Below are 22549 nucleotides of genomic sequence, written 5' to 3' on the forward strand. Positions count from 1 at the left end.
GAATTGATCGGATGTTTCAAATATGCGATCATTTCACTCTAGTTCTATTTTAGATAAAGGATATTTATGAAATATGAAGTTGGAACGGTAATTCTTTCCGCGGGAGCAGGGACTCGTATGAATCTCAATGTTCCTAAGCCTTTAGCTCCTTTTATGGGAGATTGCTTAGTGGATTACCCTCTGAGAGCAAGTGTTGCAATGATGAATACGGTAGCACCATCTAAGAATTTAATTGGGCTCGTAACAGGTCACGGTAGGGACTTAGTTGAGAATTATATAAATAAAAACTATAAGAATGAGAATATTTCTTATGCTTTCCAGAAAGAACAATTGGGTACGGCCCATGCTCTAAGATGCTACTTTGACCAAATTGAAGACTCTAAGAATTGTGAGTATACAATGGTCCTTTGTGCAGATACACCTCTTATTGAAGAGGCTTCTCTTTTGCACCTTTATAATGAATTAAAGAATAAGGGACTCGATGGAGTCGCCGCGACGTTTTCTGTTTCTGCGCCAAAGGGCTATGGGAGAATTATTCGCTCAGAGGATAAGGGATTCCATATTGTGGAAGAAAAGGATGCTAATGAGCAAGAGAGAAGAGTGCAGGAAGTAAACTCTGGAGTCTACGTTCTAAAGACTTCATTTATTCTTGAGCACCTTTACTCAATCGATTCAGAGAATAAAGCGGGAGAGTTCTATTTAACTGACCTCTTCAAAGACGAATTCAATGTTGCACCTATTTTGTTTGATGATGCTTCATCTTTTCTTGGAGTAAATAACCTAGAGCAACTAGAGAAGTCAGAAACAATAATGAGAAGACGAATTGCAACAGCTCTAAGAGTAAAGGGCGTGCGCTTCGTTGATGCAAGACATACTTATATAAATACGCAGAAAATTGGTCGAGGAAGCTTTATACATCCCTATGTAAATATCGATGAAAAAAGTGAGATCGGCGAAAACGTAACAATAGAGCCTGGATGTATTATTATCAATTCAAAAATTGAAGATGGTGCTCATGTAAAGGCCTACTCACACTTAGAAGAAGTAGTGCTTAGAAATAGTTCTATTGTGGGACCATATGCGCGATTGAGACCAGGTGCAGATATTGGCCCAGAGTCTAAGATTGGAAATTTTGTAGAAATTAAAAAGTCTAAGCTAGATAGGGGCGTGAAAGTCTCTCACCTTAGTTATGTTGGTGATGCTGAAATTGGTGAAGAAACGAATATTGGTTGTGGATTTATCACATGTAATTATGACGGAGCTAATAAGCACAAAACTGTCATTGGCAAAAAAAGCTTTATCGGATCAGACTCTCAAACAGTGGCACCAGTCAATATTGGAGATGAGTGTTTTGTGGCTAGTGGGTCAACGGTAACTCACGATATGAGTGATGGAAGTTTTGCCATTTCAAGGACAAAACAAGTTACAAAAGAGAATATGGCCAAGCGCTTCTTAAAATCGAAGTAGATATTCCTTTTTTTAGTTCTGTAAAGGCGATTTAGGCTCCTTTACAGGGCTTCATTATTGGCAAAGGGCCTTCCCGAGTGTTATCTTTCTACAGTTAGAATTTATTGAACTGTGCACTGCGCACTGAAGGAATATATATGTGTGGAATTGTAGGTCATATTGGTCCAAAAGATTCAGTTGATATTGTTTTAGAAGGTTTGAGAAGACTTGAGTATAGAGGCTATGACTCAGCAGGTGTGAGCTTTATTGATGAATCAAATAATCTTCAAATTTTTAAGAAGAGCGGAAAGTTAGATAATCTAAAATCTACTTTAGAGGGAAAGGATTACACTGCGAGAATGTGTATTGGTCATACAAGATGGGCCACTCACGGAGAAGTGAATGATACAAATTCGCATCCACATATGAAAGATCATATTTCAATTGTTCACAATGGAATTATTGAAAATGCAGCGTCACTTAGAAAAGAGCTGGCTGCTGGCGGATATGAATTTCAATCTGATACTGACTCTGAAGTTTTCCTTTCTCTACTAACGAGAGAGCTTGCTTCCGGTAAGAGTTTCAAGCAGGCCATGTTAGATAGTTTCTCTTTAGTTGAAGGTAACTCAGCATTTGTTGTTCTTAATCAAGATGTCTTAGAAATTATGGCCATCAAAAAAGGTGCACCATTAGTTTGTGGAATTAATGAAATAGATTCAGAGGCCTTTGTATCTTCTGATCCATACGCACTAGCTGGAATGGCGTCACAGCTCTACTTCCCGGCGGATAATGTTCTTTGTCACTTGAGTGCGAAGAATAAGAATTTAATTAACTTCTACGACGATAAGGGTGAGCCAACTGACAAGTACATGTCTAAGAAGCAAGATATGTCTGTAGGTCCAACTGATAAAGGTGACTTTGAGCACTTCATGTTAAAAGAAATTCATGAGCAACCAGAGCTTATTAGATCTTTAACTCAATTCTATTTCCACGGAGAAGGTTTAGAGAGTCTTAAAAAAGCGGGTAGCTTCAAACCTAGTAAGTTCCATATGACAGCTTGTGGGACTGCTTACTATGCAGGACTTTTAATTAGAGACTTTCTTGAAACATATAATAAAATTCCATGTGCACCAGAGCTTGCCAGTGAGTTTAGATATAGAAACCCACTTTTAATTGAAGGTGAAAGTGGTTTATTCATCTCTCAATCAGGGGAGACAGCAGATACTTTAGCGGCTCAAGAGCTATGTACTGAAAGTAAGTTAAAAACTCTATCTATAGTAAACGTAGATGGATCAACTCTATTTAGAAATTGTGACAATAACCTCTTGATTAGAGCAGGTATTGAGATCGGTGTGGCCTCTACGAAGGCCTTTACTCAACAAGTTCTTACTGGACGACTACTTTCTCTTGCTTTAAGTGACGAACTAAGCGAAGAGTCTAAGAGAGTAAAGTTAACTTCTAAGTTCTCTCTACTTGCTGAGAAAATTGATCACCTTATTTCAAGATCAAAAGAAATCAAAGATATTGCAGAGTCTGTTTATAATCATAAAGGTTTCTTCTATACGGGAAGAGGTATTTACTATCCAGTCGCTCTAGAAGGAGCATTAAAGTTAAAAGAAATCGCTTACGTACACGCTGAAGGTTATGCCGCTGGTGAATTGAAGCACGGGCCTATCGCGATGATTGATGAGGACATGGTTAATGTTGCTCTAGTAGGACCAGAGTTATTTGAAAAGACAGTTTCAAATATTCAAGAAATCAAAGCGAGAAAGGGCGTTATTTTAACAATCGGTCCTAAAGACCACGAAGAGTTGGAAGAGTTATCTGATTACTACTTTGGTATTGATTTTGATGGACTTGAAGAGCTCTCTCCAATTTATATAAATATTGTAAATCAATTACTTGCTTACTATATCGCCAAATATAAAGGGACAGATATTGATAAGCCGAGAAATTTAGCAAAATCTGTAACGGTTGAATAGAATGGATTTAAGTGGATTAAACGAGCAACAAAGAAAAGCAGTTCTTAGAACAGACGGGCCAGTGATGATCTTGGCCGGTGCGGGTTCAGGAAAAACAAAAACTCTAGTCACAAGAATTTCTTATTTACTAGAGGAGTTGCACGTTAGTCCATATCAAGTTCTAGCGCTAACATTCTCTAATAAAGCCGCACGTGAAATGAGAGACCGAATTGGTTCTATGGTTGAAGCTGATGTTGGAGCATTACAGATCACAACTTTTCACGCATTCTGCGCAAGAATATTAAGAAGTGAAGCTAATTACCTAGGGCTATCTAGAAATTTTACTATCTATGATACTTCAGAACAAAAGGCCGTTGTAAAGGCCATACTAGGTAGACATGGAATATCAACTAAAGAAGTGTCTCCTTTTGAGGTGCTCTACTATATGGATGACCTTAAAAATCATGGTCATTATCTTGGAAGAGATATTTCAGAGTGCGATTATGAAATTGACCAGGGAGACTCGTTTTTTACTTTCTATCAAGAGTATGAGGCGGAACTTCACAAGGCCAACGCTGTTGACTTTGGGAGTCTTATCACTGGTGTTATTCAACTCTTTGAAAAATTTCCAGATGTTTTAAAACGCTATCAAGAAAGATTTAAGTATCTTCTTGTAGATGAGTATCAAGATACAAATAGAGCGCAATTTGAATTAGTGAAAATGCTTAGTGAGCAGAATCGTAATGTCTGTGTTGTTGGAGATGAGGATCAGTCTATCTACTCATGGCGTGGAGCGGATATTAGAAATATTTTAGACTTTGAAGAAGTCTTCTCTGATGCAAAAATTTTAAAGTTAGAACAAAACTATAGATCGAGTAAGAATATTATTGAAGCGGCAACTCATGTCATCGCAAGAAATTCCCAGAGAAAGGGAAAAGATATGTGGACTAATAATCCACATGGTGAAGATATAGATATCGTTGAATGTTTTAATGATAAAACTGAGGGCGAGTTTGTGGCCCAAAAAATTCGCGAACTCTCAAAGGAAGGTCATCCATTTAAGGAAATGGCCGTTTTTTACAGAACAAATACTCAGTCGAGACTCATAGAAGATAATTTAAGAAAGAATAATATTCCCTACCGAGTCGTTGGAGGGGTTAAGTTTTACGAACGAAAAGAAATTAAAGATCTCATCGCCTATATGAGAATTGTGGTTAATGAGAAAGACTCTCTGGCCTTGAGTCGAATCATCAATGTTCCTGCTAGAGGAATTGGCGCAACAACACTTAGAAAGCTTGAGAATGAAGCTGTTACTAATAATTGCTCATTGTGGGAAATGCTCGATACTGTCGTGGCCAATCCTGAGAATTATAAACATATTCGCCTCTCTGCTAAGGTTAAGTCTGCACTTAGCCACTTAGTGACTCTTATTAATGAGGTAAGAGTTTCTGTGGATAATGTTGCTCCAAGCTCTTTATATGAGAAATTATTGCATGAGTCTGGATACTGGGACTTTCTTAAATCGAGTAAGGACTATGAGTCTCAGGCAAGAATGGAGAACTTAGAAGAGCTTCAAAATGCAATCGTGCAGTACGAAGAGTCTAATAAATCTCCCTCTCTACTAAATTTCTTGGAAACCATTACATTGGATACTTCTGGAGAAGGGGATAACCCTGAAAATACTGGTGAAGTTTCTTTAATGACAATTCACGGAGCGAAGGGGCTTGAATTTCTTCACGTCTTTGTGACGGGAGCTGAGGAAAATATTTTTCCAAGTTATAAGAGTCTTGAAAATGGTGAAACAGCAATAGAAGAAGAGAGAAGACTATTCTATGTGGCCATGACAAGGGCCATGGAAAAACTATATATAACATTTGCTCAGGGAAGAATGCTCTTTGGCCAGTTAAGGTTTAATGGACCAAGTCGATTCCTACATGAAATTCCTAATAAGTACTACCAATGGCGTAAGCCTAATGGATCTACAATGTCCTCTGGAAACTCTTGGGATAGTGAAGATGATTTTGATGACTACAATCAAGACCAATCCTACGACGAAGGTGAGGCAGTCTATCAAGTGGCTTCGTTTAAAGAAGAGAAGAGTGCTCCAAAGGCCAAGTTCCCTAAAGGTGTTAAAATTATTCACTCACTCTACGGTGAGGGAACTGTCTTAGATTCTTCTGGGTATGGTGCTGAAGAGAAGGTATCAATTAAGTTCTCAGACGGTGCCAGAAAGAAATTCTTAGTTAAATTTGCGCCATTAGTTCTTGCTTAGTAGTGGTCCTATGCACTCGGGTAAGACTCATTAGTGTTTGACCCAATCTCTCTAAATTGTGATAATGACTTCTAGCAATACTCAAAAGGATTTGAAGCATGAAGTCAAAAAAGCTATTGATCATTAGCTCAGTTTTAGGATTATTATTTCTCGGACTATTTACTGGAGCGTACTTTTACGCGAAATCACTAGTAACTCCTAAGAAAGTTAGAGAGATATCCCTTACTTTCCTGAAAAAAACATTTCCGAAATCAAAAATCGAATTGGGAAAAACAGAAATAGACTTTGGGCTTTCTGTCGTGGTTAACGTTGAGTCTCTTTCTATTAGCGGTCCATCACATGATCTTGCTTCACTTAAAAACCTACAAATAAATGTACCAATTTTTTCAATCCTTACTGGTGGTGGAGATCTCAGTGTTACTTTAAATTCTCCAAATATTCATTATGTTGAAACGAAGAAATCTAATAATTGGAGCTTGGCCCTTGCTAGCGAGAAAGCTAAGACGGCTTCACAAGCAAAGAAGCAGGCATCCGAAGCGGCCAATAAGGAGGAGAGTTCTGCTGCAAAATTAGCCGTTCCAACATTTCTCTTAAATAGTACTGCAAGCTTAGATGTGAAAAATCTAATCGTTCACTACGATTTAAAGGATGGTAGTAAGGGAAATGTGAATCTTGAAAAAGTCTTATTAAAGAAGATTGGAGTTCAGAATTCAAGCGCCTATGAAATAAGCTCTAATATAGATTATAAAATGAAAACAGGTGAGCTAGTTAAGTTAGATGCATTATTAATAGGTCAGTTTAATCTTACAGAAATTATATCTAAGCAAAAAGTGGACACTGTTTCTGTTTTAAAGATTAAGAATATGATGGTACCTGGTTTGAAAAACACATTGCCAGAAATTAAGGCCGACATTAAAACCTCTGTAGAGAAGAGTGGAAAAATATTTATAGCTTCTGATATCTCGTTCTTAGATAAGAATAAAATTTCATTGGAAGTGCATATGAATAATGGAAGTGTTGATGTGAAGAAGATCAATACGGAATTATTCTTAAAGGATCTCTTATCTATAGCAGACCTGCATATTGCCTCTCTATCTCCAAAGGGAAGTAGCATAAAATTAAATGGAGACCTTAAACTAAGCAAGAAAGGTTATATTACTCCAAACTTAAATTTCTCCCTAGGGCCAGAGCTAACGTATGTTGACAAGAATTTCACAACTAAAACGACTTTAAATGGTTCGCTAGTTAAGAAAAGTTTTAAAGCAAAGGCGGAAGCTAAGGTCTTAGACGGTACTGTCATTTTTCAAAACGTGATGACTATTGACTTGAATAATCCACCTAGTGCTAAGAATTTACCAGTCAGTAATACTCTCTTAAATGTACAGAATATTTCTATTTCAGAAGGATTAATTCAAGAGATGCTCTACGCTAAAAGTGCAGAGGCACAAGCAGCATCAGAGTCAAGTTCAAACTCAGAGGCCAGTAAAGAAGAACCAAAACCAGGCGTCGTTCCAATTATTCCTCCTGGAAGTTTAACTATAAAGATGAACAATGTAAAAATTGGTCAAAAGCCTTTTAACTTAGAATCTAAATTAAATTTAACTCCCAATAAAGTTGAATTGAAAAATGCTGATTTTACTTTTTCAAATGGAAAGGGTGCTTCGAGTGCTGTTGTGAACTTGGCCAAGAGTGGAGTAAATGGGGTCTTTGATTTTAACTTGAGTAAATTTGACCTAGTCGCTTTGAAACCATTTCTTCCAAAGAAAGTTCTCTCTGGTGTTCATGGAGTCTTTTCAGGTAAGGCCAATGGGAAATTCGCAACGACGAGCAAGGGTGTAAGTTATGATGTGCTCACAAATGTAAGTGCAGTCAATGGAGAGTTGAGTGGTGTTAATATCGGCGATTATATTAAACCAATTATCAATTCAATTCCTAAGCTTGGAGAAAAATACGCAGGTAAGGAAATAGATGTAGATGGAAAGTTTTCAAGCCTATCGTTGAATGGAAGATTTAAAGAAAATCTCTATGCTATCAAGTCTTCTAAATTTGTAGACTCTAAGAAATATTTAGAAGTAACTGGTAGCGGAAATATCAGTCCTATTGCTACAAAGAAGAGTACATTCGACGTAAACTATAAAGACCTATCAGGTAAGATATCTCCCGTACTTAAGAGAGAGATTGGAACAGAAATAGTTCCTTTAAGGCTAGTTGGAACGGGCTTCTCTCTTAAGCCAGATATTCAATACACTTTGAAGAAAGTTTCAAAGACTGCTGTTAAAGTTCAGGCAAAAAAACAAGTAGAAAAGTTTTTGAAAAAAGACGGAAAGAAGAAAATTAATAAATTATTAAAAGGACTATTCAATTGAGCAAAGTTGTAAGCCCCTTATCTTGGAAGGATGGGGTTCTTTCTCTATTAGATCAGAGAAAACTTCCATTAGAAGAAATTATTGTAGAAAATAAAACGATAGAGGATGCTTATAATTCTATCAAGGATATGGTTGTAAGAGGAGCTCCTCTCATCGGTTATACTGGCATTTTTGGGATGGCCTTATTTGCAAGAGGCAACCGAGGAGCCAGCATAGATGAGTATAAGAAAGCTGCCGAGTATCTAAATTCATCGAGACCAACAGCAGTTAATCTTGCCTATGAATTAGACCGATGTGTTGAGTTGATTGACCAATTAATTAATGCAGGAAATTCAGAAAAAATTGAAGACGAATTAATCTCTTTTGGGCATGCTCAATTAGATCTTATTCATAGAGATAATCTAGCGATGGCCAATATTGCGATGAAAGATCTCATCGAGCGATTCGGTAAGAGAAAGTATCGAATCATGACTCTTTGTAATACAGGCTACCTTGCCTGTGGACCAATGGGAACGGCACTGGGAGTGATAAGTCACTTATTTGAAAATGATCTTATAGAACACGTCTATGCTTCTGAAACGAGACCTTATATGCAAGGAGCAAGACTAACTTCCTATGAATTGAAGAAGCAAGGAGTTCCACATGACATTGTTGTTGAGGGTTCTTTCTCATATTTAATGAAAAATAAACTGGTAGACGCTATTTTTATTGGAGCAGATCGAATTGTAAAAAATGGAGATACTGCTAATAAAATTGGATCTTCTACTTTAAGTATTGTGGCCAAACATTATGGTGTTCCATTCTTTGTCGTGGCCCCAACAAGTTCATTTGACTTCACCTCTGAAGAAGGAAGTGAGATACCAATTGAAATGAGAGATGAGAATGAGATTCTCTCTTTTAGAGATCAAAGAGTTGCCCCAGAGGGAACTTCTGCACTAAATCCAAGCTTTGATGTTACAGATGCAAATTGTATTACAGGTATTATTTGTGAAAGTGGAATGATCGACCCTGTCACGAGAGAGAATCTTTTAAAAGTGACAGGTCAGGAATGATTCGTGCGAGCATTGATATAGGCTCTAATAGCTGCCTTCTTTGCGTCTTAGATCTGGAAGAGAGTGGCTTTAGAGTTATTGAAAGTGAATCTAGAATAACATCACTAGGAAAAGATTTAGATGTTAACCAGGAGTTTCTAGAAGAATCTATTCAAAGAACAGTCAAAGCACTCACCGAGTACAAAGCAATTTTAGATTCTCATGAGATCTCTGCAAGTGATGTCGTTGTGACAGCTACGGAAGCTTCTAGAGTTGCCAAAAACTTCTCAATACTAAGAGATATTGTAAAAAATCAATTAGGCTTTATCATTCAAATTATTTCTGGAGAAGGGGAAGCTTTCTATACGGCAAGAGGTGTTGTAAGCGGAGCCTCGAAAGGAAGAGATATCGTATCTATTATGGATATTGGAGGAGCTTCCACTGAACTCATAAGAGTAAATGCAAAAACTCATGAAATAATTTCATCAGTGAGTCTTCCTATTGGCTCTGTTCGTGCAACTGACTGGCTAGAGAAGAAAGCTTTTGATGATAACTTTGAGAAAATAATAAAGGATAATAATTTATCAGAATATAGAACTGATGAATTAATTTGTGTTGCTGGAACAATGACAACTTTAGCGGCCATGCTAAAGAACTTAGACTCTTTTAATGAAGATGATGTTGAAGGTTATGAGTTCAAATATGCAACTCTTTCAAAAATATTAGGTGAATTGGAAAATAAGTCTGAAACAGAAATTTTAGAGGCTTATCCTATTTGTGGAAAGCGTGCCTTTAGTATCTATGGGGGCACACTCGTAGCAAAGAAGATATCAGAAGTTATTAATTGCAATTCATTTAAGATTTCTACTCTAGGACTTCGCCATGGAGTTTTACTTTCAGGAGGAATTGATGAACGATATATCTAATGACGATCATTTTAAAGATGTCGTTAAAATAAAGAAAGGTTCTGTCTTATTTCATGAAGGCGAGAACTCTACCTACCTCTATGTGATCGCCAAAGGAAAGATTCAACTGATTAAGGAAGATGATAATGGAGTACATCCTCTGGCCGTTATCGGTGAGAAGAACTTCATAGGTGAGCTTTCAATGTTTAGTGATGAGAAGAGATATGCTTCTGCTATTGCTTTGGAAGAAACTGAAGTCTATATGATTAAGAAGTCAGATATAAGAAAAGTTCTTAAAGAGTGCCCAGAGTGGGTTACTAATATTATGGTTACTTTAACAGATCGCTTGAGAGATGTTGATGAGCTTATGCGTGAGCATAGAGTTGTTCCATCAGACATGGAAGATCAATTTAATTTAAATAGTAGTCAGCAAAAAGAAATGAAAGAGGCTTTAAAGGAATATAGAAGCAGAAGAGGAATATAGCTCTTCTGCTTAAAAATATTAGTTTAGATTAATTTGTTGTCTTCTACTTAATGTTGCAATCATCTGAACGACTTTTTCTCTGGCCTTAGCAATAGAGTCGTTTTCATTATTTAATCTCGCTTTCATTGCATGGTAAGACTTCTCAGCATACTCTCTTGGAAGAGATGAGAGGGCCTTCTTTTGAAACTCTAGTGAGCAGGCTCTGATGGCAACTCCAAAAACTCCTGAGTGAATATTTCTACAAAGAGTCTTTAAATCAAATTCGTTCAATTTATAAATATCGTTAAAAGAAATACTTTTTTCTTGTAGCTCAGCTGCTAGCTGTGGATTTCTCTTTTGAATATTTCTAAAGAGAGTTGCTTTCTCTTCTTCTGGCATGATTTGGAGCATTTCGATAATTTGTGCTTTTCCATTAATGAAAACTCCACTTGCAGTATTATTCGCATCCATTGCTTATCTCCAGGTTAGGCTTGTTCTTCCCATTTCATTTTTTCTTTCATGAACTTTTGGCGGGCGTTGTCGATTGTATTTTGATGAGACTCTACAAGATGTTGAATCTCACTTTCTTGGCTTTCTTGAATTTCATTAACTTGGTCATCATGAGCTTTTTTAAGATTTTCAAGCTCTTCTTTTAATCTTTCATTCTCAAGCATGACCGTTTTATTTTGCTTTGATCTAACACTTGTTAATTTTTGCTCTAGTTCAATCTCTAGAGCATTAATTTTCTTTTCATAATCATTTCTTAAGCGAGTAATTTGAGCTTCGTTCTTTCTGACTTCTTTACCAAACTCTCTCTCGTGTTCGTCACGTAGCTTTTTAAGCTCTGAATTGTAGCGCTTTTCTTCTGCTTCTCTGAATCTTGTAGCCTTGAGGTGAGTAATATTTGTCATAATTCGACTCTTAAGAAAATGTTTTGCAGATGTGTACTCTGCGACACTATAATTTTACGAGATCAGTACTAGTTGTTACAAGGAGGCAAATATGACGTCTATTGATTCGGGAAAAATTTACTTAGTAAGTGGAAAGAGAACGCCATTTGGTAAGTTTGGAGGGTCATTAAAAGACATCTCTCCTGTTGATCTTGCCGTTGTTGCCGCGAAGGCCGCTCTAGAAGATGTAGCGCTTCCTGCCTCCAAAATTCAGCATGTTATCTTTGGTAATGTTGTCACTTCAACAACTGATACTATTTATGGTGGAAGGCATTTGGCACTTAAATTAGGTTGTCCAGAGGAAGTACCTGGATACAATGTTAACCGACTGTGTGGCTCGGGTATTCAGTCAATACTTGATGGATTTAGAATGATTAAAGCCGGAGAGCATGATTGTGTTTTGGCCGCTGGTTCAGAAAATATGTCACTAGTTCCACATCTCGTTTACGGCGGAAGATTTGGTACGAAATACGGTCCTCTTAAAAATGTAGATATGCTTCTAGACTCTCTGACGGATAAATTTACAAATTCTCCAATGGGAATAACGGCAGAGAAATTATCTGAAAAGTTTAGCGTAACAAGAGATCAGTGCGATGAGTATTCTCTTCGTTCGCATCAAAAAGCTGCGAAGGCCTATAAAGATGGACACCTTCAAGGGGAGATTACTCCAGTTGAATTGAAGAGAGGTGTTTGTGAAAGAGACGAGCACATGAGAGAAGATGCTTCTTTAGATGATATGAAAAAGCTAAGAGATTCATTTAAAGAAGGAGGTGTGGTTACTCCTGGATCTGCTTCTGGAATTGTTGACGGTGCAGTAGCTGTTGTTTTGGCCTCAGGAAAATTTTGTATTGAGAATAATCTAACACCAATGGCCGAGATTGTTGATGGATGTGTTGTAGGTGTTGATCCAACAATAATGGGAATTGGACCAAGTCCTGCTATTAAGAAATTACTAAGTGCTAATAATATGGAGCTTAAAGATATTGATCTCGTTGAAATAAATGAAGCATTCTCAGGGCAAACACTTTCTTGTATCAAGGACCTTGAGTTGGATGAGTCTAAATTAAATATTTGGGGAGGGGCAGTAGCTCTAGGGCACCCTCTTGGGGCATCAGGAACTAGGATTACCCTAACCCTAGCTAGACAATTACATGCTCTTAAGAGAGAATTTGGAATTGCATCTGCTTGTATAGGTGGAGGACAGGGAATTGCTGTTCTAATTAAAAGGTTTGAAAACGCTTAATGGAAAAAGTCTTAATTTATAAAGAAGATTTTGAAGATTTTCGCTCATGGCTTGGGCTCAATATTGAGTCCATTACATGGCAGGGGCGCTTTCGTGATGAATTTGAAGAGTTCTGGAAGTTATTTTTCTTAGATGGGCTCTCGCTTATTCAAATATCTGCACGTTTTGAGTATGCAACAACCAACACAAAAATTGGTCCAATCATTTCATGGTTTCAGTGGGTAAGAGATAAGTTCATCAGTTATATTTTTATAAAAAAAGATATTTCAATTTTAGAATTGTCGGCACAATTAAATATTGGTGTATCTGAATTGGCTTCAACTCTTAGAGTTTTCTTTGTGGAAGTTTACCCTCATTATGAAGATTACTTTTCCGAAACTTTTCAAGTTGGAAATAAGGCCTCTCAAAATATTTATATCAAATATTCGGATCTAAAAAATAAATACAACTTAGAAGAAATCTATAGAGGGAGTCATGAAGAAGAGATCATGCCCGCCCTAGAAGTTACGCTCTATGATGAGTGGTCTATTTTTTTAGAAAGGATGAAGAAAGATTTATTTCATCCAGAGTTCAATCTTTCAAGAATTAGAAAGAATGCCTCGTTAAAGAAACAGGCCGTCTTTATCGCAGAGGTCTTGGTTCTCCTTGCTGTTGGTACAGGTATTTTCTATGTTTTAAAATATGGGAATCAAAGCTTTGAAAAATATTTAACTGAGAAGATATCCGTCTATGAGCCACAGTTTAAGTGGCTTGATAAGAACTTAACTTTTAAGTCAAACGAGCCGGTTGAAGAAAAATCATTCCCACTAAATGTTGCAGCTATCGATGAAGTTGATGATAGTGCCAGTCAATTAGGTGAGACTCTTGTTGAAGAAGCTCGCTTTGAAGCAGAATCTGAGGTTGTTTTGACATCAATGGATTCGCTACCTAAGGATTTTGAAATTGCAGGGCTTGAACAATCTGAGTACGAAGAATTAAGACAGAGGGGTTATAGAGACTCTCGCTATGGTAATACAAAAGTTTATCGTGTGATGATGAAGTCTGTGGATGCCCAAAGGGTTAGAGGAAGTTTAAATCAACTCCTAGAGAAATACGAAGTCACTCAGGTCGATAATGTTAAGCCAGGGTTGGCCGTGCCTGGAGGATTTTATTATAATCTCTACGTACCAAGGGCAAAGCTTAAAGAGTTTATGGCCCAGGTTAACGAAGTTGATGACACAGTAATTTATGAAAGTAGGACTAGGACGATACGAAATCCTCCTGGAAAGAATAAAGTATTTATATGGGTGAAAAAAATATGAAAAAAATTCTATGTAGTTTAATGTTACTAAGTTTTATTGCTTCTTGTTCATCAAGTACGAATGAGCAAATTAAAGAAGATGTGAATGAGAAAACTGAAGAAGTTACAAATAAAGTGAAGAAGAGAAAGGGTTACTGTTCTCCACTTGATAAGGCCATGAATAAGTGTAAGTAAGTTTACATTTGACCGTCTGGTATTTCGAAGAGCCCTTTTACTTTTCTAAGTAAAACGTGGCTCTTTCCTAGATAGTACCATTGTCTAAAAAAACCAATTAGCATTGATACGATAAAACCATAAATCACACCGGAGTGAGTTGTTTTTGCAACCAAGCCTGTGTCGTGTGCGCCACCTAGTAAGAAGCCAATCATCCCCAAAATAAGCATCAGAATTGTCCAAGGAATAGTCTGCCTTTTGCAAAGGTCTGCCTCATGAACAAAGCGCTTAACTTTCTTTATATATGGGCCTAAGTCTTCTGGAGCTTCTTCGAATAGCTCTCCGAGATTATTTTCAGAGTGTAGAATTAGATCAATATTATTTACTAGCCTTGCAACGCCAATGAAATAAAACATGACAAATGCCTGAGCGAAAATGGTGTAGATGAAAACCATAATTGCTAAGTGAATGTGCGAGAGCTCGACTAGATCGTAGCCTAGAGCTTTTGAAGCAGTGAGTAAGACAGAAGCAACCATGATTAAGATCAGAGTTCTAAGTAAATTTGCCATTTTCTATGTCCGTATAAGTTTTAATTCAATTGTCATAATAGTGTAGATTTGCTACTAAGAGCTTTATAAATCGAAATTGAACATAGTCCAATAAGAGGCAATTGAAAAGGCTCAATTCCATGGCAGAAACGAACGAAGAACCAAAGAAGTTAGTACTAAAAGGTGACAAGAAGTTACTTGAGAATCCTTTTGTAGGAAGTCTTGTTGTTCCTATTGCTATTGTCCTAGTGGGAGCTTTGATTATTTTCGGTGTAACTAAAATGCTCTCTGCTGAAACATCTTATAAAGATCACGTTAGAGAACTTCAGTCTAAGGCCTTTGGGAATAAGTGGATTGCAGCTTACGAATTAAGTAAGAAAATAGGCTCTTCGCAGATTCCTGATGAGGATATTCCTTGGTTGGTAGAAAATCTAACCGATGTCTATAATAATTCACCAGACCCAAGAACTAGAGATTTTGTTGTAGTTGCCTTAGGTGGTTTAAGAACTGAACTTGCATTTCCTGTTCTTGAAGCGGCCCTTAAAGATAAGAGTTCGGACGTGAGATTCCATGCTCTTGTTGCACTGGGTAACATGCCTCTGGGAATGAATTTCAACTGGGAAACGCTTAAGCCATACTTTAAAGATGAAGATCACGCCATCAGGCAAGCGGTAGTGTTAGCGGTTGGTACTCATAGAGTTGAAGAGCTTGAGGGCGCGGTTATTGCTAGCTTGAGAGATGATAGTATCGCAGTGAGATACTCTGCAGCAACAGCTCTTATTTACTATAAGAATGAAGCTGCACTTGGAATGATTAAACAAATTTTAGAAATTGATAAGAGTTCTTCATTTGATGTGAATCAGGTGACTAATTTAAAATTAAATATATTGAATGCTATTGAAAAAATGAAGTGGAAGAAAGTGACGAGTCTTGTGCAAAGTGTTGTTGATGGGAATAATAATCCAAAAGTTACAACAAAAGCACAGCAAGTTTTAAATGAATTGAAAAATTAAGACATTGTCGGCATAATCTAACTACGTAATTTTTTAGAATTAATATTAAATAAACCCTGTTAACGAAGCCGGAGTGCTTGGTTTTCGGGGTATTAAACTTTTTAAAGGTTTGAGAATGAGTACTGAAATGAAACAAAGTTTAAACCGTAGAGAGTTCTTTAGTTATCTCTCTGTTGCTTGGATTGCTTTCTCTGCTGCGTGCGCAGGACTTGCAACTTTAGCTTTTCGTTTTTCTTATCCTAATGTGAGTTTTGACCCTGAGATGGATTTCGATGCTGGAAGACCTGGTGATTATGAAGAGGGTGTAGATGAGCGTTGGAAGAATGGATACGGTGTTTGGATGGTTAAGCAAGAAGGTAGACTTGTTGCTCTATCAAATATTTGTACTCACCTAGGTTGTATTCCAAACTGGCTTCCTGCTGAATTAAAATTTAAGTGTCCTTGTCACGGATCTGGTTACTATATGAGTGGTGTAAACTTTGAGGGACCGGCCCCAAGACCACTTGAAAGATATAAGATTTCTCTAACGGCGAAAGGAACAATCCTAGTTGATAAGACTAAGGTTTACCGCCAAGAGAAGGGACAGTGGGATAATCCAGATTCATTTTTAAGTGTATAAAAATATTAAAGAGAAAAAATAATTAAATAAGGTAGAAAAAGATGTCAGAAAAAGGTTTGGCGCAAAAGGTTCGTGAAACACAAGTATGGAAGTCTATTTTTAGACATGGACCTCCAGACAACGCTCGTAACAGAGCTAGTGTTGTTGCGGGTAACGTGTTTCTTCATTTACACCCAATTAAATTAAAGAAGTCTGGGGTTCAACTTGGCTACACTTGGTGTATGGGTGGTTTAACATTCTTTATTTTCCTCGCGCTTACAGTGACGGGACTACTTTTAATGTTCTACTACAGACCAACTGCAGAATACGCGTATAACGATATCATCGCTCTTAAGGAGCACGTGCCTCTCGGTATTATGAGAGAGATTCACAGATGGGGTGCTCACGCCATGGTTATTACTGTTTGGCTGCACATGTTTAGAGTATTTATGACTGGATCATATAAACCACCTCGTGAATTTAACTGGGGTATTGGTGTTATTCTTCTCGTATTAACTTTACTTCTTTCGTTTACAGGTTATCTCCTTCCTTGGGATCAGCTTGCAATTTGGGCGATTACAGTTGGTGCGAACATGGCAAAAGCAACTCCATTTATGGGTCACGGTGGTCCAGGTGCTGCTTTAGCTCAGATTGGTGACTTTGTTATGGTTTCTGATAAGAACGATGTTCGTTTTCAGTTACTAGCAGGACGTTTTGTTGGTGAGCCAGCATTATTGAGATTCTATATTCTTCACTGTGTATTTATACCACTTGTTGTGGGTGTACTCATTGCAGTTCACTTTTGGAGAGTTAGAAAAGACGGTGGGATTTCGGCTCCACTTTAGTTGGTAGTTTTTAATTTTAAGGATAAGAAATGAAAGAATTAATTAACTGGTTAGCTGATCCTATTAGATCGTTTCCAATCTTCACTTTTTTGTTTTTCTTGATGATCAAGTATTACAAAGTTGTGGGAACTAAGAAATTTGCTTATTGGGGTTTAGCTGTAACATTACCAATCGTTGCATGGTTTTGTGCGGATCCAAACTTTATTAAAATTATACTTTGGCCAGATAATATTCCAATCAATATCATTATCGTACTACTTACATTCTTAACTTGGTTAAGTCTTTATAAGTGTGCTGAGAACGATAAGAGAATTGAAGCAGGCGAGTGCCCTATTGAGGCCCTTCCTGAGAATAAAGAGAAAGTTTGGTGTTGGCCTAATCTTGTTTACACTGAATTATTTGCCATTATTGCAACGACTATTTTCCTCGTTGTTTGGGCAATTATCTTTAAAGCACCTCTAGAAGAACCAGCTAACGTTACTTGGGCACCAAACCCAGCGAAGGCGCCTTGGTACTTCCTTGGTCTACAAGAAATGCTTGTTTACTTTGACCCTTGGATGGCGGGGGTTATTCTTCCAGGTATTATCGTTGTTGGTCTTATTGCAATTCCATATATTGATACGAACCCTAAGGGGAACGGGTACTACACTTTTACAGAAAGAAAGTTAGCAGTAACTTCATTTCTTTTTGGATGGTTAGTTCTTTGGATTTATCTAATTATTGTCGGAACCTTCCTAAGGGGGCCTAACTGGACGTTCTATGGACCATTTGAGTACTGGGATTTCCACAAGGTTGTTGCTGAGTATAACGTAAATCTATCTGAATATATTTGGATTAAAATTTTAAATGTACCAATGCCTAAGAATATTATCGTAAGAGAGATCTTTGGGATTATTGCAACTGTAGCATATATGGTTGTTCTCCCTCTTGCTTCACTGAAGTTGAAGCTGTGTAAAGACCTCTATGAGAAATCTGGCGCAATTAGATATTACATCTTTATTTTCTTATTCATTATTATGATGAGTTTACCAATAAAGATGGTTCTAAGATGGTTAATTAACTTGAAATATATTATTGCTCTACCAGAGTGGGAATTAAACTTATAAGCCCCTCGGGTGTGAAAAAAGGGAATACTGATGAGTAAGAAGCAAGAGCCAGGTATGGCTTGGAACATGCAGAAACTTAATAAGATCTTTGCATTTCTTTCTGTTGCATTTTTAGTAACTGTTGTTTGGGTTTTTCTAGATGATTACATTCGTCCTTGGAAAGCTGTGCAGTTAAAGGGAATGGAAATCAAAAAGCAAAAGCTTGCTGAAAAAATTAAAGCAGAAGGTGAGCTGATCAACCAAGAGAAGTTAGCTCAACTTGAAATGCAACTTGAAGCATCTCAAAAAACTGTTGATAGCAGAAAGAAAGATATTGAAGTAGCAGAAGAAGAGTTGAGAGTTGTTAAGAAAGACCTTAAGAATGAAACTATTGTTAAAGGTATTGCGAACTCTCAGGTTTCGGCCCTAACTTTCCAATATGGTGTAGCTCATGCAGAGCATGCATCTAATGCAGATTCTTTATATAAAAAGCTTCACGTTAAGAAGAAAGAGTTCGCTGAGTCATCAGAGAGAATGAAGATTCTTCAGGCGAAAGAAAAAGAACTTAAAAGAAAATTAAGATCTTATGAGAAAGAAGTAGCTGATACACAGAAGAGTATTGAGAGTATAACTGGGACAAAAGAGCTTCTAATGCAAGCTAAGTCACAGCTAGATGTGAATCCTGTATTTGTATTGAGAAACTTACCTTTTATCGACTTTATGGATCCTACTTTAAAGATTCAGCAGGTTGTTTTAGATAATATTACTGACGATAGATACTTTAGACATGTTCCAAAAGTTGATCGTTGTATGACTTGTCACGTTTTCATTGATCAAGAAGGTTATGAAGATCAAGAAAACCCATATAAGACACACCCTAATTTAGATCTAATGGTTGGGGCTAAAGGTAAGCACCCAATGAAGCAGTTTGGTTGTACTACTTGTCACGGTGGTGAAGGTCATAGAGTTAATGACTTTAACTCAGCGGCACACATGCCTCATAGTGATGCTCAAAAGAAAGAGTGGGAAGAGAAGTATAACTGGCATGAGCCACACAAAGTGCCAATCGTACAATTCCGTCGTGGTCAGTACGAAGCTGGTTGTGTGAAATGTCACAATAATGTTGAGTACATACCTGAGGGAACAGTTGTTAATGAAGGTAAGAGAAATATTAGAAAGTTTGGTTGTTATGCTTGTCACAAAATTGAAGGGTGGGAGCACAACAGAAAGCCAGGTCCAAGTTTAGAGAAAATTGCTTCGAAGGTAAGCAAGGAATTCTTCATGAATTGGGTTTGGTCTCCAAAATCATTTAATAAGCATGCAAAAATGCCTCAGTTCTTCAACCAAACAAATAACAACTCACCAGAGTTCGTTAAGAAGAATATCACTGAAGTAAATGCAATCGCTGAATACGTATTTGAGAAGTCAAAGAAGTATAAGCCTTTTGCAAAGTATACTGGTGGAAATATTGAAAGAGGTAAGAAGCTAGTTCGCCAAGTTGGTTGTATGGGTTGTCACGGTGTTGAAGACTTCGCACCAGAGTCTAAGAAAGTTGATGCTTTCGTAGGCCCTTACTTAACAGGAACTGGTTCAAAGGTTAAAAATCCTGACTGGATGGTTTCTTGGCTACTTAAGCCTTCTCACTTCCAAGAAGATACAGTAATGCCATCGTTTAGACTTTCAAATAGAGAAGCGAACGATATAACTGCTTACTTAATGTCAAAGAAGAATGAGAAATTCGAAGAACTTAAGTTTGAAGGAATGGATAAGAATGTTAGAGACGAGCTACTTGTTGAGTACTTCTCGGCATTTGATCCTGAAGAGGTAGCAAAAGCAAGACTTGCTAAGATGAGTGACCATGAAAGAACAATGGAGCTAGGTTATAGATCTGTTGGAAAATATGGTTGTTACTCTTGTCACAGCATTGAAGGTTTTGACGGTAGAGCACCAATTGGTCCAGAACTTACGAAGCTAGGTTCAAAGCCATTAACTCAATTTGGATTTGGACATGAGAAAGTAGAGCACCATAGAGATAAGTGGATTCACGCTCACTTACTTAACCCAAGAAGATGGGATAACGGAGCTGATAAGCCATTTAAAGATTTACTAAGAATGCCACAGTTCTATATGACTGAGAAACAAGCGAGTGATATTACAGTTGCTCTACTTGGACAAGTTTCAGATAGAGTGCCAGTTACTGGTGTGAAGCAACTTGATAAAGACGAAGCAGTTGTTGCTGAAGGAATGAAAGTTGTTACTAAGTATAACTGTATTGGTTGTCACCAAATTGATGGAGACTTCGGAGATATCCTTCCTCTATATGAAGATGATATTAACCAAGGACCACCAAGACTTGTTGGTCAAGGTCATAGAGTTCAATCTGATTGGTTTAACTACTTCTTAAGTAATGTTTATCCAATTAGACACTTTGACAAAGACTTTGCAGGATCGCCAATTAGAATGCCTTCATTTAACTTATCAAATGAAGAAAGAAATAAGCTAGTTGCTCTATTCCAGCATAAGTCGAAGCAGAAGACGTTTGAAAACTTACCAGCTAAAGTTGAGTGGTTACCAGGTGAGAGAAGAGGAGCGTTGAAGCTAATTGAATCTCTTGGTTGTAATACATGTCACGCAGGACTTCCGGGAAGTATTAGTGAGCCAACAGCTCCTAACTTGAAGTATGCTAAGAGACGTTTACGTCCATCTTGGATTAAGAAGTGGTTAAGTAATCCTCAAGCGATTATGGAAGGAACACTGATGCCATCGTTCTGGGAAGATGGTGAGAGTATGGATACTGAGGTATTCGGTGGAGACGCTGATAAGCAAATGGATGCACTCGTTAAGTACTTACAAGAAATCGGTGAAGATAAGTTTTCACCAAACCAAAAGTAATTAATTAAAAGGCCTAGAGTATCTAGGCCTTATCTACAATTTGTAGGAGAAAAAAATGGCCGGACATAATACGGAAGTTGTAGCTCACGATGGGATTATTGATTATCCAAATGATCCACACTTTGCAAAAGCGAGCCCGAATAAAATTGGAATGTGGTTATTTCTTGGAACGGACGGTATGTCTTTTTCAGGTCTTTTAATTGCTTATGCAGTTTTAAGATGGACGAGACATTGGCCACATCCTGTTGAAGCCTTGGGTGGTGTTGCACTTTCTGGTTTTATGACATTCATTCTTATTTGTTCATCAGTTTCGATGGTTCTTTGTATTGATGCTTGTAAGCAAAGAGATAGAAAGGGAATTTTAAATTGGTTAGCATTAACGATCCTTGGTGGAGTTATCTTCCTTGGAATTCAAGCTTATGAGTACATTCATTTGAGCCAAGATTTAGGAATGACTTTTTCTACTTATGCTCATGGAAATAATTTATTTGCTTCAACTTTCTTTGCTGTAACAGGTTTTCACGGACTTCACGTTTTAACAGGTGTTTGTTACCTATGTTACATGTGGAAGCTGGCCTATGACGGAAGATTTGATAAGGGTGATTATACTTTATTAGAGCTAGCGGGACTTTTCTGGCACTTTGTTGACCTAGTTTGGATTCTCGTTTTTACATTTATCTACTTACTGTAATATGAATATAATTAGACTAGTTACATTTACAATTCTTATGTTTTTCGTTGAGAGCTCGTACGCCTGTCCTGGGTGTGCTGGCTCAATGGGAAACCCGAAAGATAAGTATCTAGTCTACATCCTTACTGGATTTATCATACTTTGTTATATTCCATTTTACTTTCTCTATAAGACAATTATAAAGCACAAAAACTTTAACGAAACGATTGAGAATGCAGGAAAAGCAGAGTAATAATACTGCCTATACTGCTATTGGAATTGTAAGCTTTATTACAATTTCATTTCTTGTTTGGTTAATCTACTTTAAGACTCCTCATCAAGCGACAGGGGATTGGGTAGAGCAGCTTCCTGCCATTAACGCCCTTTTAAATTCAATTTCTTTTGTACTACTTTGTAGTGGATATGTTTTCATAAAGAAAGGCCTTAGGTCACTTCATATTAAGAGTATGATTGCCGCCACAATCTCTTCTTTTCTCTTTGTGGCCAGCTATATCACTTATCACCACTTTCATGGGGATACTAAATTTCTTGCTGAAGGACCAATAAAGTATATCTACTTTACTATTTTGATTACTCATATCGTACTCTCTATTCCTTTAGTTCCTCTTGTTCTTACAACTCTTTATCATGCTTATGCTGAGAATTTTTCTTCTCATAAGAAGTTGGCGAAAATCACATTTCCAATTTGGGTTTATATCTCTGTGACAGGAGTATTAATCTATTTGATCCTGAACAACTTTAATGTTTAGTTGAATTTCTATCTTGTAAATTATAGAAGTAGCCTATT

The 22549-nt window shown here is 37.3% G+C and carries 21 protein-coding genes; 18 read left to right on the forward strand and 3 right to left on the reverse strand.

Going from position 1 to position 22549, the window contains the following annotated elements; genetic code table 11:
• Nucleotides 1-66 precede the first annotated feature (66 nt).
• The 7 genes from glmU to BMS_RS00970 all read left to right on the forward strand — a co-directional run bounded on the left by glmU (nt 67) and on the right by BMS_RS00970 (nt 10465).
• Nucleotides 67-1467 carry a bifunctional UDP-N-acetylglucosamine diphosphorylase/glucosamine-1-phosphate N-acetyltransferase GlmU gene (gene glmU, locus BMS_RS00940; RefSeq protein ID WP_014242914.1) on the forward strand — a complete coding sequence of 467 codons (1401 nt, stop codon included), beginning with the start codon at nt 67-69 and terminating at the stop codon, nt 1465-1467.
• A 137-nt stretch (nt 1468-1604) separates the two neighbouring features.
• Complete coding sequence (glmS, locus tag BMS_RS00945; RefSeq protein WP_044557143.1) at nt 1605-3428, forward strand: glutamine--fructose-6-phosphate transaminase (isomerizing); 1824 nt, start codon at nt 1605-1607, stop codon at nt 3426-3428.
• A gap of 1 nt (nt 3429) precedes the next feature.
• Entirely contained in the window at nt 3430-5679 is a 2250-nt protein-coding gene (locus tag BMS_RS00950) for an ATP-dependent helicase (protein ID WP_052590546.1), read from the forward strand.
• 98 nt (nt 5680-5777) lie between these two features.
• Nucleotides 5778-8045, forward strand: a complete 2268-nt coding sequence (locus tag BMS_RS00955) for an AsmA family protein (protein WP_014242917.1) — start codon at nt 5778-5780, stop codon at nt 8043-8045.
• Nucleotides 8042-9097 (forward strand): S-methyl-5-thioribose-1-phosphate isomerase, encoded by a 1056-nt coding sequence (gene mtnA / locus BMS_RS00960; RefSeq protein ID WP_014242918.1) that lies wholly within the window; start codon nt 8042-8044, stop codon nt 9095-9097. The genes BMS_RS00955 and mtnA overlap by 4 nt, the downstream gene beginning before the upstream one ends.
• Nucleotides 9094-10002, forward strand: a complete 909-nt coding sequence (locus BMS_RS00965) for a Ppx/GppA phosphatase family protein (RefSeq protein ID WP_014242919.1) — start codon at nt 9094-9096, stop codon at nt 10000-10002. The genes mtnA and BMS_RS00965 overlap by 4 nt, the downstream gene beginning before the upstream one ends.
• Nucleotides 9986-10465 carry a Crp/Fnr family transcriptional regulator gene (locus BMS_RS00970; protein ID WP_044557145.1) on the forward strand — a complete coding sequence of 160 codons (480 nt, stop codon included), beginning with the start codon at nt 9986-9988 and terminating at the stop codon, nt 10463-10465. Before BMS_RS00965 ends, BMS_RS00970 begins: the two co-directional genes overlap by 17 nt.
• Nucleotides 10466-10483: 18 nt before the next feature.
• On the opposite strand, the gene BMS_RS00975 is transcribed toward BMS_RS00970, so the two are convergent.
• Together BMS_RS00975 and BMS_RS00980 are read right to left on the reverse strand one after the other, a co-directional pair.
• Nucleotides 10484-10915, reverse strand: coding sequence for a FliG C-terminal domain-containing protein (locus BMS_RS00975; RefSeq protein ID WP_014242921.1), 432 nt, complete (start codon nt 10913-10915; stop codon nt 10484-10486).
• A gap of 14 nt (nt 10916-10929) precedes the next feature.
• Nucleotides 10930-11355, reverse strand: coding sequence for a hypothetical protein (locus BMS_RS00980; protein ID WP_014242922.1), 426 nt, complete (start codon nt 11353-11355; stop codon nt 10930-10932).
• Between the two features lie 91 nt (nt 11356-11446).
• Here BMS_RS00980 and BMS_RS00985 point away from each other — a divergent pair, with 91 nt between their 5' ends.
• From BMS_RS00985 to BMS_RS00995, 3 genes are read left to right on the forward strand one after another with little or no spacing between them, the layout of a single operon-like run.
• Nucleotides 11447-12637 (forward strand): thiolase family protein, encoded by a 1191-nt coding sequence (locus BMS_RS00985; protein ID WP_014242923.1) that lies wholly within the window; start codon nt 11447-11449, stop codon nt 12635-12637.
• Nucleotides 12637-13938, forward strand: a complete 1302-nt coding sequence (locus BMS_RS00990) for a hypothetical protein (protein WP_014242924.1) — start codon at nt 12637-12639, stop codon at nt 13936-13938. The genes BMS_RS00985 and BMS_RS00990 overlap by 1 nt, the downstream gene beginning before the upstream one ends.
• A complete protein-coding gene (locus tag BMS_RS00995; RefSeq protein ID WP_157765593.1) occupies nt 13935-14111 on the forward strand; it encodes a hypothetical protein in 177 nt (58 codons plus the stop codon). The genes BMS_RS00990 and BMS_RS00995 overlap by 4 nt, the downstream gene beginning before the upstream one ends.
• A 2-nt stretch (nt 14112-14113) precedes the next feature.
• Here the strand turns inward: BMS_RS00995 and BMS_RS01000 are convergent, their stop codons facing one another.
• Entirely contained in the window at nt 14114-14659 is a 546-nt protein-coding gene (locus BMS_RS01000; RefSeq protein WP_014242926.1) for a hypothetical protein, read from the reverse strand.
• Between the two features lie 119 nt (nt 14660-14778).
• Here BMS_RS01000 and BMS_RS01005 point away from each other — a divergent pair, with 119 nt between their 5' ends.
• The 8 genes from BMS_RS01005 to BMS_RS01040 all read left to right on the forward strand — a co-directional run bounded on the left by BMS_RS01005 (nt 14779) and on the right by BMS_RS01040 (nt 22511).
• Complete coding sequence (locus BMS_RS01005) at nt 14779-15651, forward strand: HEAT repeat domain-containing protein (RefSeq protein WP_044557146.1); 873 nt, start codon at nt 14779-14781, stop codon at nt 15649-15651.
• Between the two features lie 127 nt (nt 15652-15778).
• Nucleotides 15779-16270: a QcrA and Rieske domain-containing protein gene (locus BMS_RS01010; RefSeq protein WP_157868207.1), complete on the forward strand. Its 492-nt coding sequence runs from the start codon at nt 15779-15781 to the stop codon at nt 16268-16270.
• Nucleotides 16271-16311: 41 nt separating this feature from the next.
• Nucleotides 16312-17094: a cytochrome b N-terminal domain-containing protein gene (locus BMS_RS01015; protein ID WP_014242929.1), complete on the forward strand. Its 783-nt coding sequence runs from the start codon at nt 16312-16314 to the stop codon at nt 17092-17094.
• A gap of 29 nt (nt 17095-17123) precedes the next feature.
• Entirely contained in the window at nt 17124-18200 is a 1077-nt protein-coding gene (locus tag BMS_RS01020; protein WP_014242930.1) for a cytochrome b family protein, read from the forward strand.
• 30 nt (nt 18201-18230) lie between these two features.
• Nucleotides 18231-21071, forward strand: coding sequence for a c-type cytochrome (locus BMS_RS01025; RefSeq protein WP_014242931.1), 2841 nt, complete (start codon nt 18231-18233; stop codon nt 21069-21071).
• A gap of 55 nt (nt 21072-21126) precedes the next feature.
• Nucleotides 21127-21762 (forward strand): cytochrome c oxidase subunit 3, encoded by a 636-nt coding sequence (locus BMS_RS01030; RefSeq protein ID WP_014242932.1) that lies wholly within the window; start codon nt 21127-21129, stop codon nt 21760-21762.
• Between the two features lies 1 nt (nt 21763).
• Complete coding sequence (locus tag BMS_RS01035) at nt 21764-21994, forward strand: hypothetical protein (protein WP_044557148.1); 231 nt, start codon at nt 21764-21766, stop codon at nt 21992-21994.
• The gene (locus BMS_RS01040; RefSeq protein WP_014242934.1) at nt 21975-22511 is read left to right on the forward strand and encodes a DUF420 domain-containing protein; all 537 of its coding nucleotides are present in this window, start codon (nt 21975-21977) and stop codon (nt 22509-22511) included. The genes BMS_RS01035 and BMS_RS01040 overlap by 20 nt, the downstream gene beginning before the upstream one ends.
• The last annotated feature ends 38 nt before the right edge of the window (nt 22512-22549 follow it).

This window comes from Halobacteriovorax marinus SJ (assembly GCF_000210915.2).
Taxonomy (GTDB): domain Bacteria; phylum Bdellovibrionota; class Bacteriovoracia; order Bacteriovoracales; family Bacteriovoracaceae; genus Halobacteriovorax; species Halobacteriovorax marinus.

Coding starts and splice junctions, on each gene's coding strand:
- BMS_RS00965 (WP_014242919.1), top strand. CDS start 9,094: ATGATTCGTGCGAGCATTGATATAGGCTCTAATAGCTGCCTTCTTTGC.
- BMS_RS01000 (WP_014242926.1), bottom strand. CDS start 14,659: ATGGCAAATTTACTTAGAACTCTGATCTTAATCATGGTTGCTTCTGTC.
- BMS_RS01025 (WP_014242931.1), top strand. CDS start 18,231: ATGAGTAAGAAGCAAGAGCCAGGTATGGCTTGGAACATGCAGAAACTT.
- BMS_RS00980 (WP_014242922.1), bottom strand. CDS start 11,355: ATGACAAATATTACTCACCTCAAGGCTACAAGATTCAGAGAAGCAGAA.
- BMS_RS01010 (WP_157868207.1), top strand. CDS start 15,779: ATGAAACAAAGTTTAAACCGTAGAGAGTTCTTTAGTTATCTCTCTGTT.
- BMS_RS00970 (WP_044557145.1), top strand. CDS start 9,986: ATGAACGATATATCTAATGACGATCATTTTAAAGATGTCGTTAAAATA.
- BMS_RS01035 (WP_044557148.1), top strand. CDS start 21,764: ATGAATATAATTAGACTAGTTACATTTACAATTCTTATGTTTTTCGTT.
- BMS_RS00995 (WP_157765593.1), top strand. CDS start 13,935: ATGAAAAAAATTCTATGTAGTTTAATGTTACTAAGTTTTATTGCTTCT.
- BMS_RS00990 (WP_014242924.1), top strand. CDS start 12,637: ATGGAAAAAGTCTTAATTTATAAAGAAGATTTTGAAGATTTTCGCTCA.
- BMS_RS01015 (WP_014242929.1), top strand. CDS start 16,312: ATGTCAGAAAAAGGTTTGGCGCAAAAGGTTCGTGAAACACAAGTATGG.
- BMS_RS01020 (WP_014242930.1), top strand. CDS start 17,124: ATGAAAGAATTAATTAACTGGTTAGCTGATCCTATTAGATCGTTTCCA.
- BMS_RS01005 (WP_044557146.1), top strand. CDS start 14,779: ATGGCAGAAACGAACGAAGAACCAAAGAAGTTAGTACTAAAAGGTGAC.
- BMS_RS00985 (WP_014242923.1), top strand. CDS start 11,447: ATGACGTCTATTGATTCGGGAAAAATTTACTTAGTAAGTGGAAAGAGA.
- glmS (WP_044557143.1), top strand. CDS start 1,605: ATGTGTGGAATTGTAGGTCATATTGGTCCAAAAGATTCAGTTGATATT.
- glmU (WP_014242914.1), top strand. CDS start 67: ATGAAATATGAAGTTGGAACGGTAATTCTTTCCGCGGGAGCAGGGACT.
- BMS_RS00955 (WP_014242917.1), top strand. CDS start 5,778: ATGAAGTCAAAAAAGCTATTGATCATTAGCTCAGTTTTAGGATTATTA.
- BMS_RS01040 (WP_014242934.1), top strand. CDS start 21,975: ATGCAGGAAAAGCAGAGTAATAATACTGCCTATACTGCTATTGGAATT.
- BMS_RS01030 (WP_014242932.1), top strand. CDS start 21,127: ATGGCCGGACATAATACGGAAGTTGTAGCTCACGATGGGATTATTGAT.
- BMS_RS00975 (WP_014242921.1), bottom strand. CDS start 10,915: ATGGATGCGAATAATACTGCAAGTGGAGTTTTCATTAATGGAAAAGCA.
- BMS_RS00950 (WP_052590546.1), top strand. CDS start 3,430: ATGGATTTAAGTGGATTAAACGAGCAACAAAGAAAAGCAGTTCTTAGA.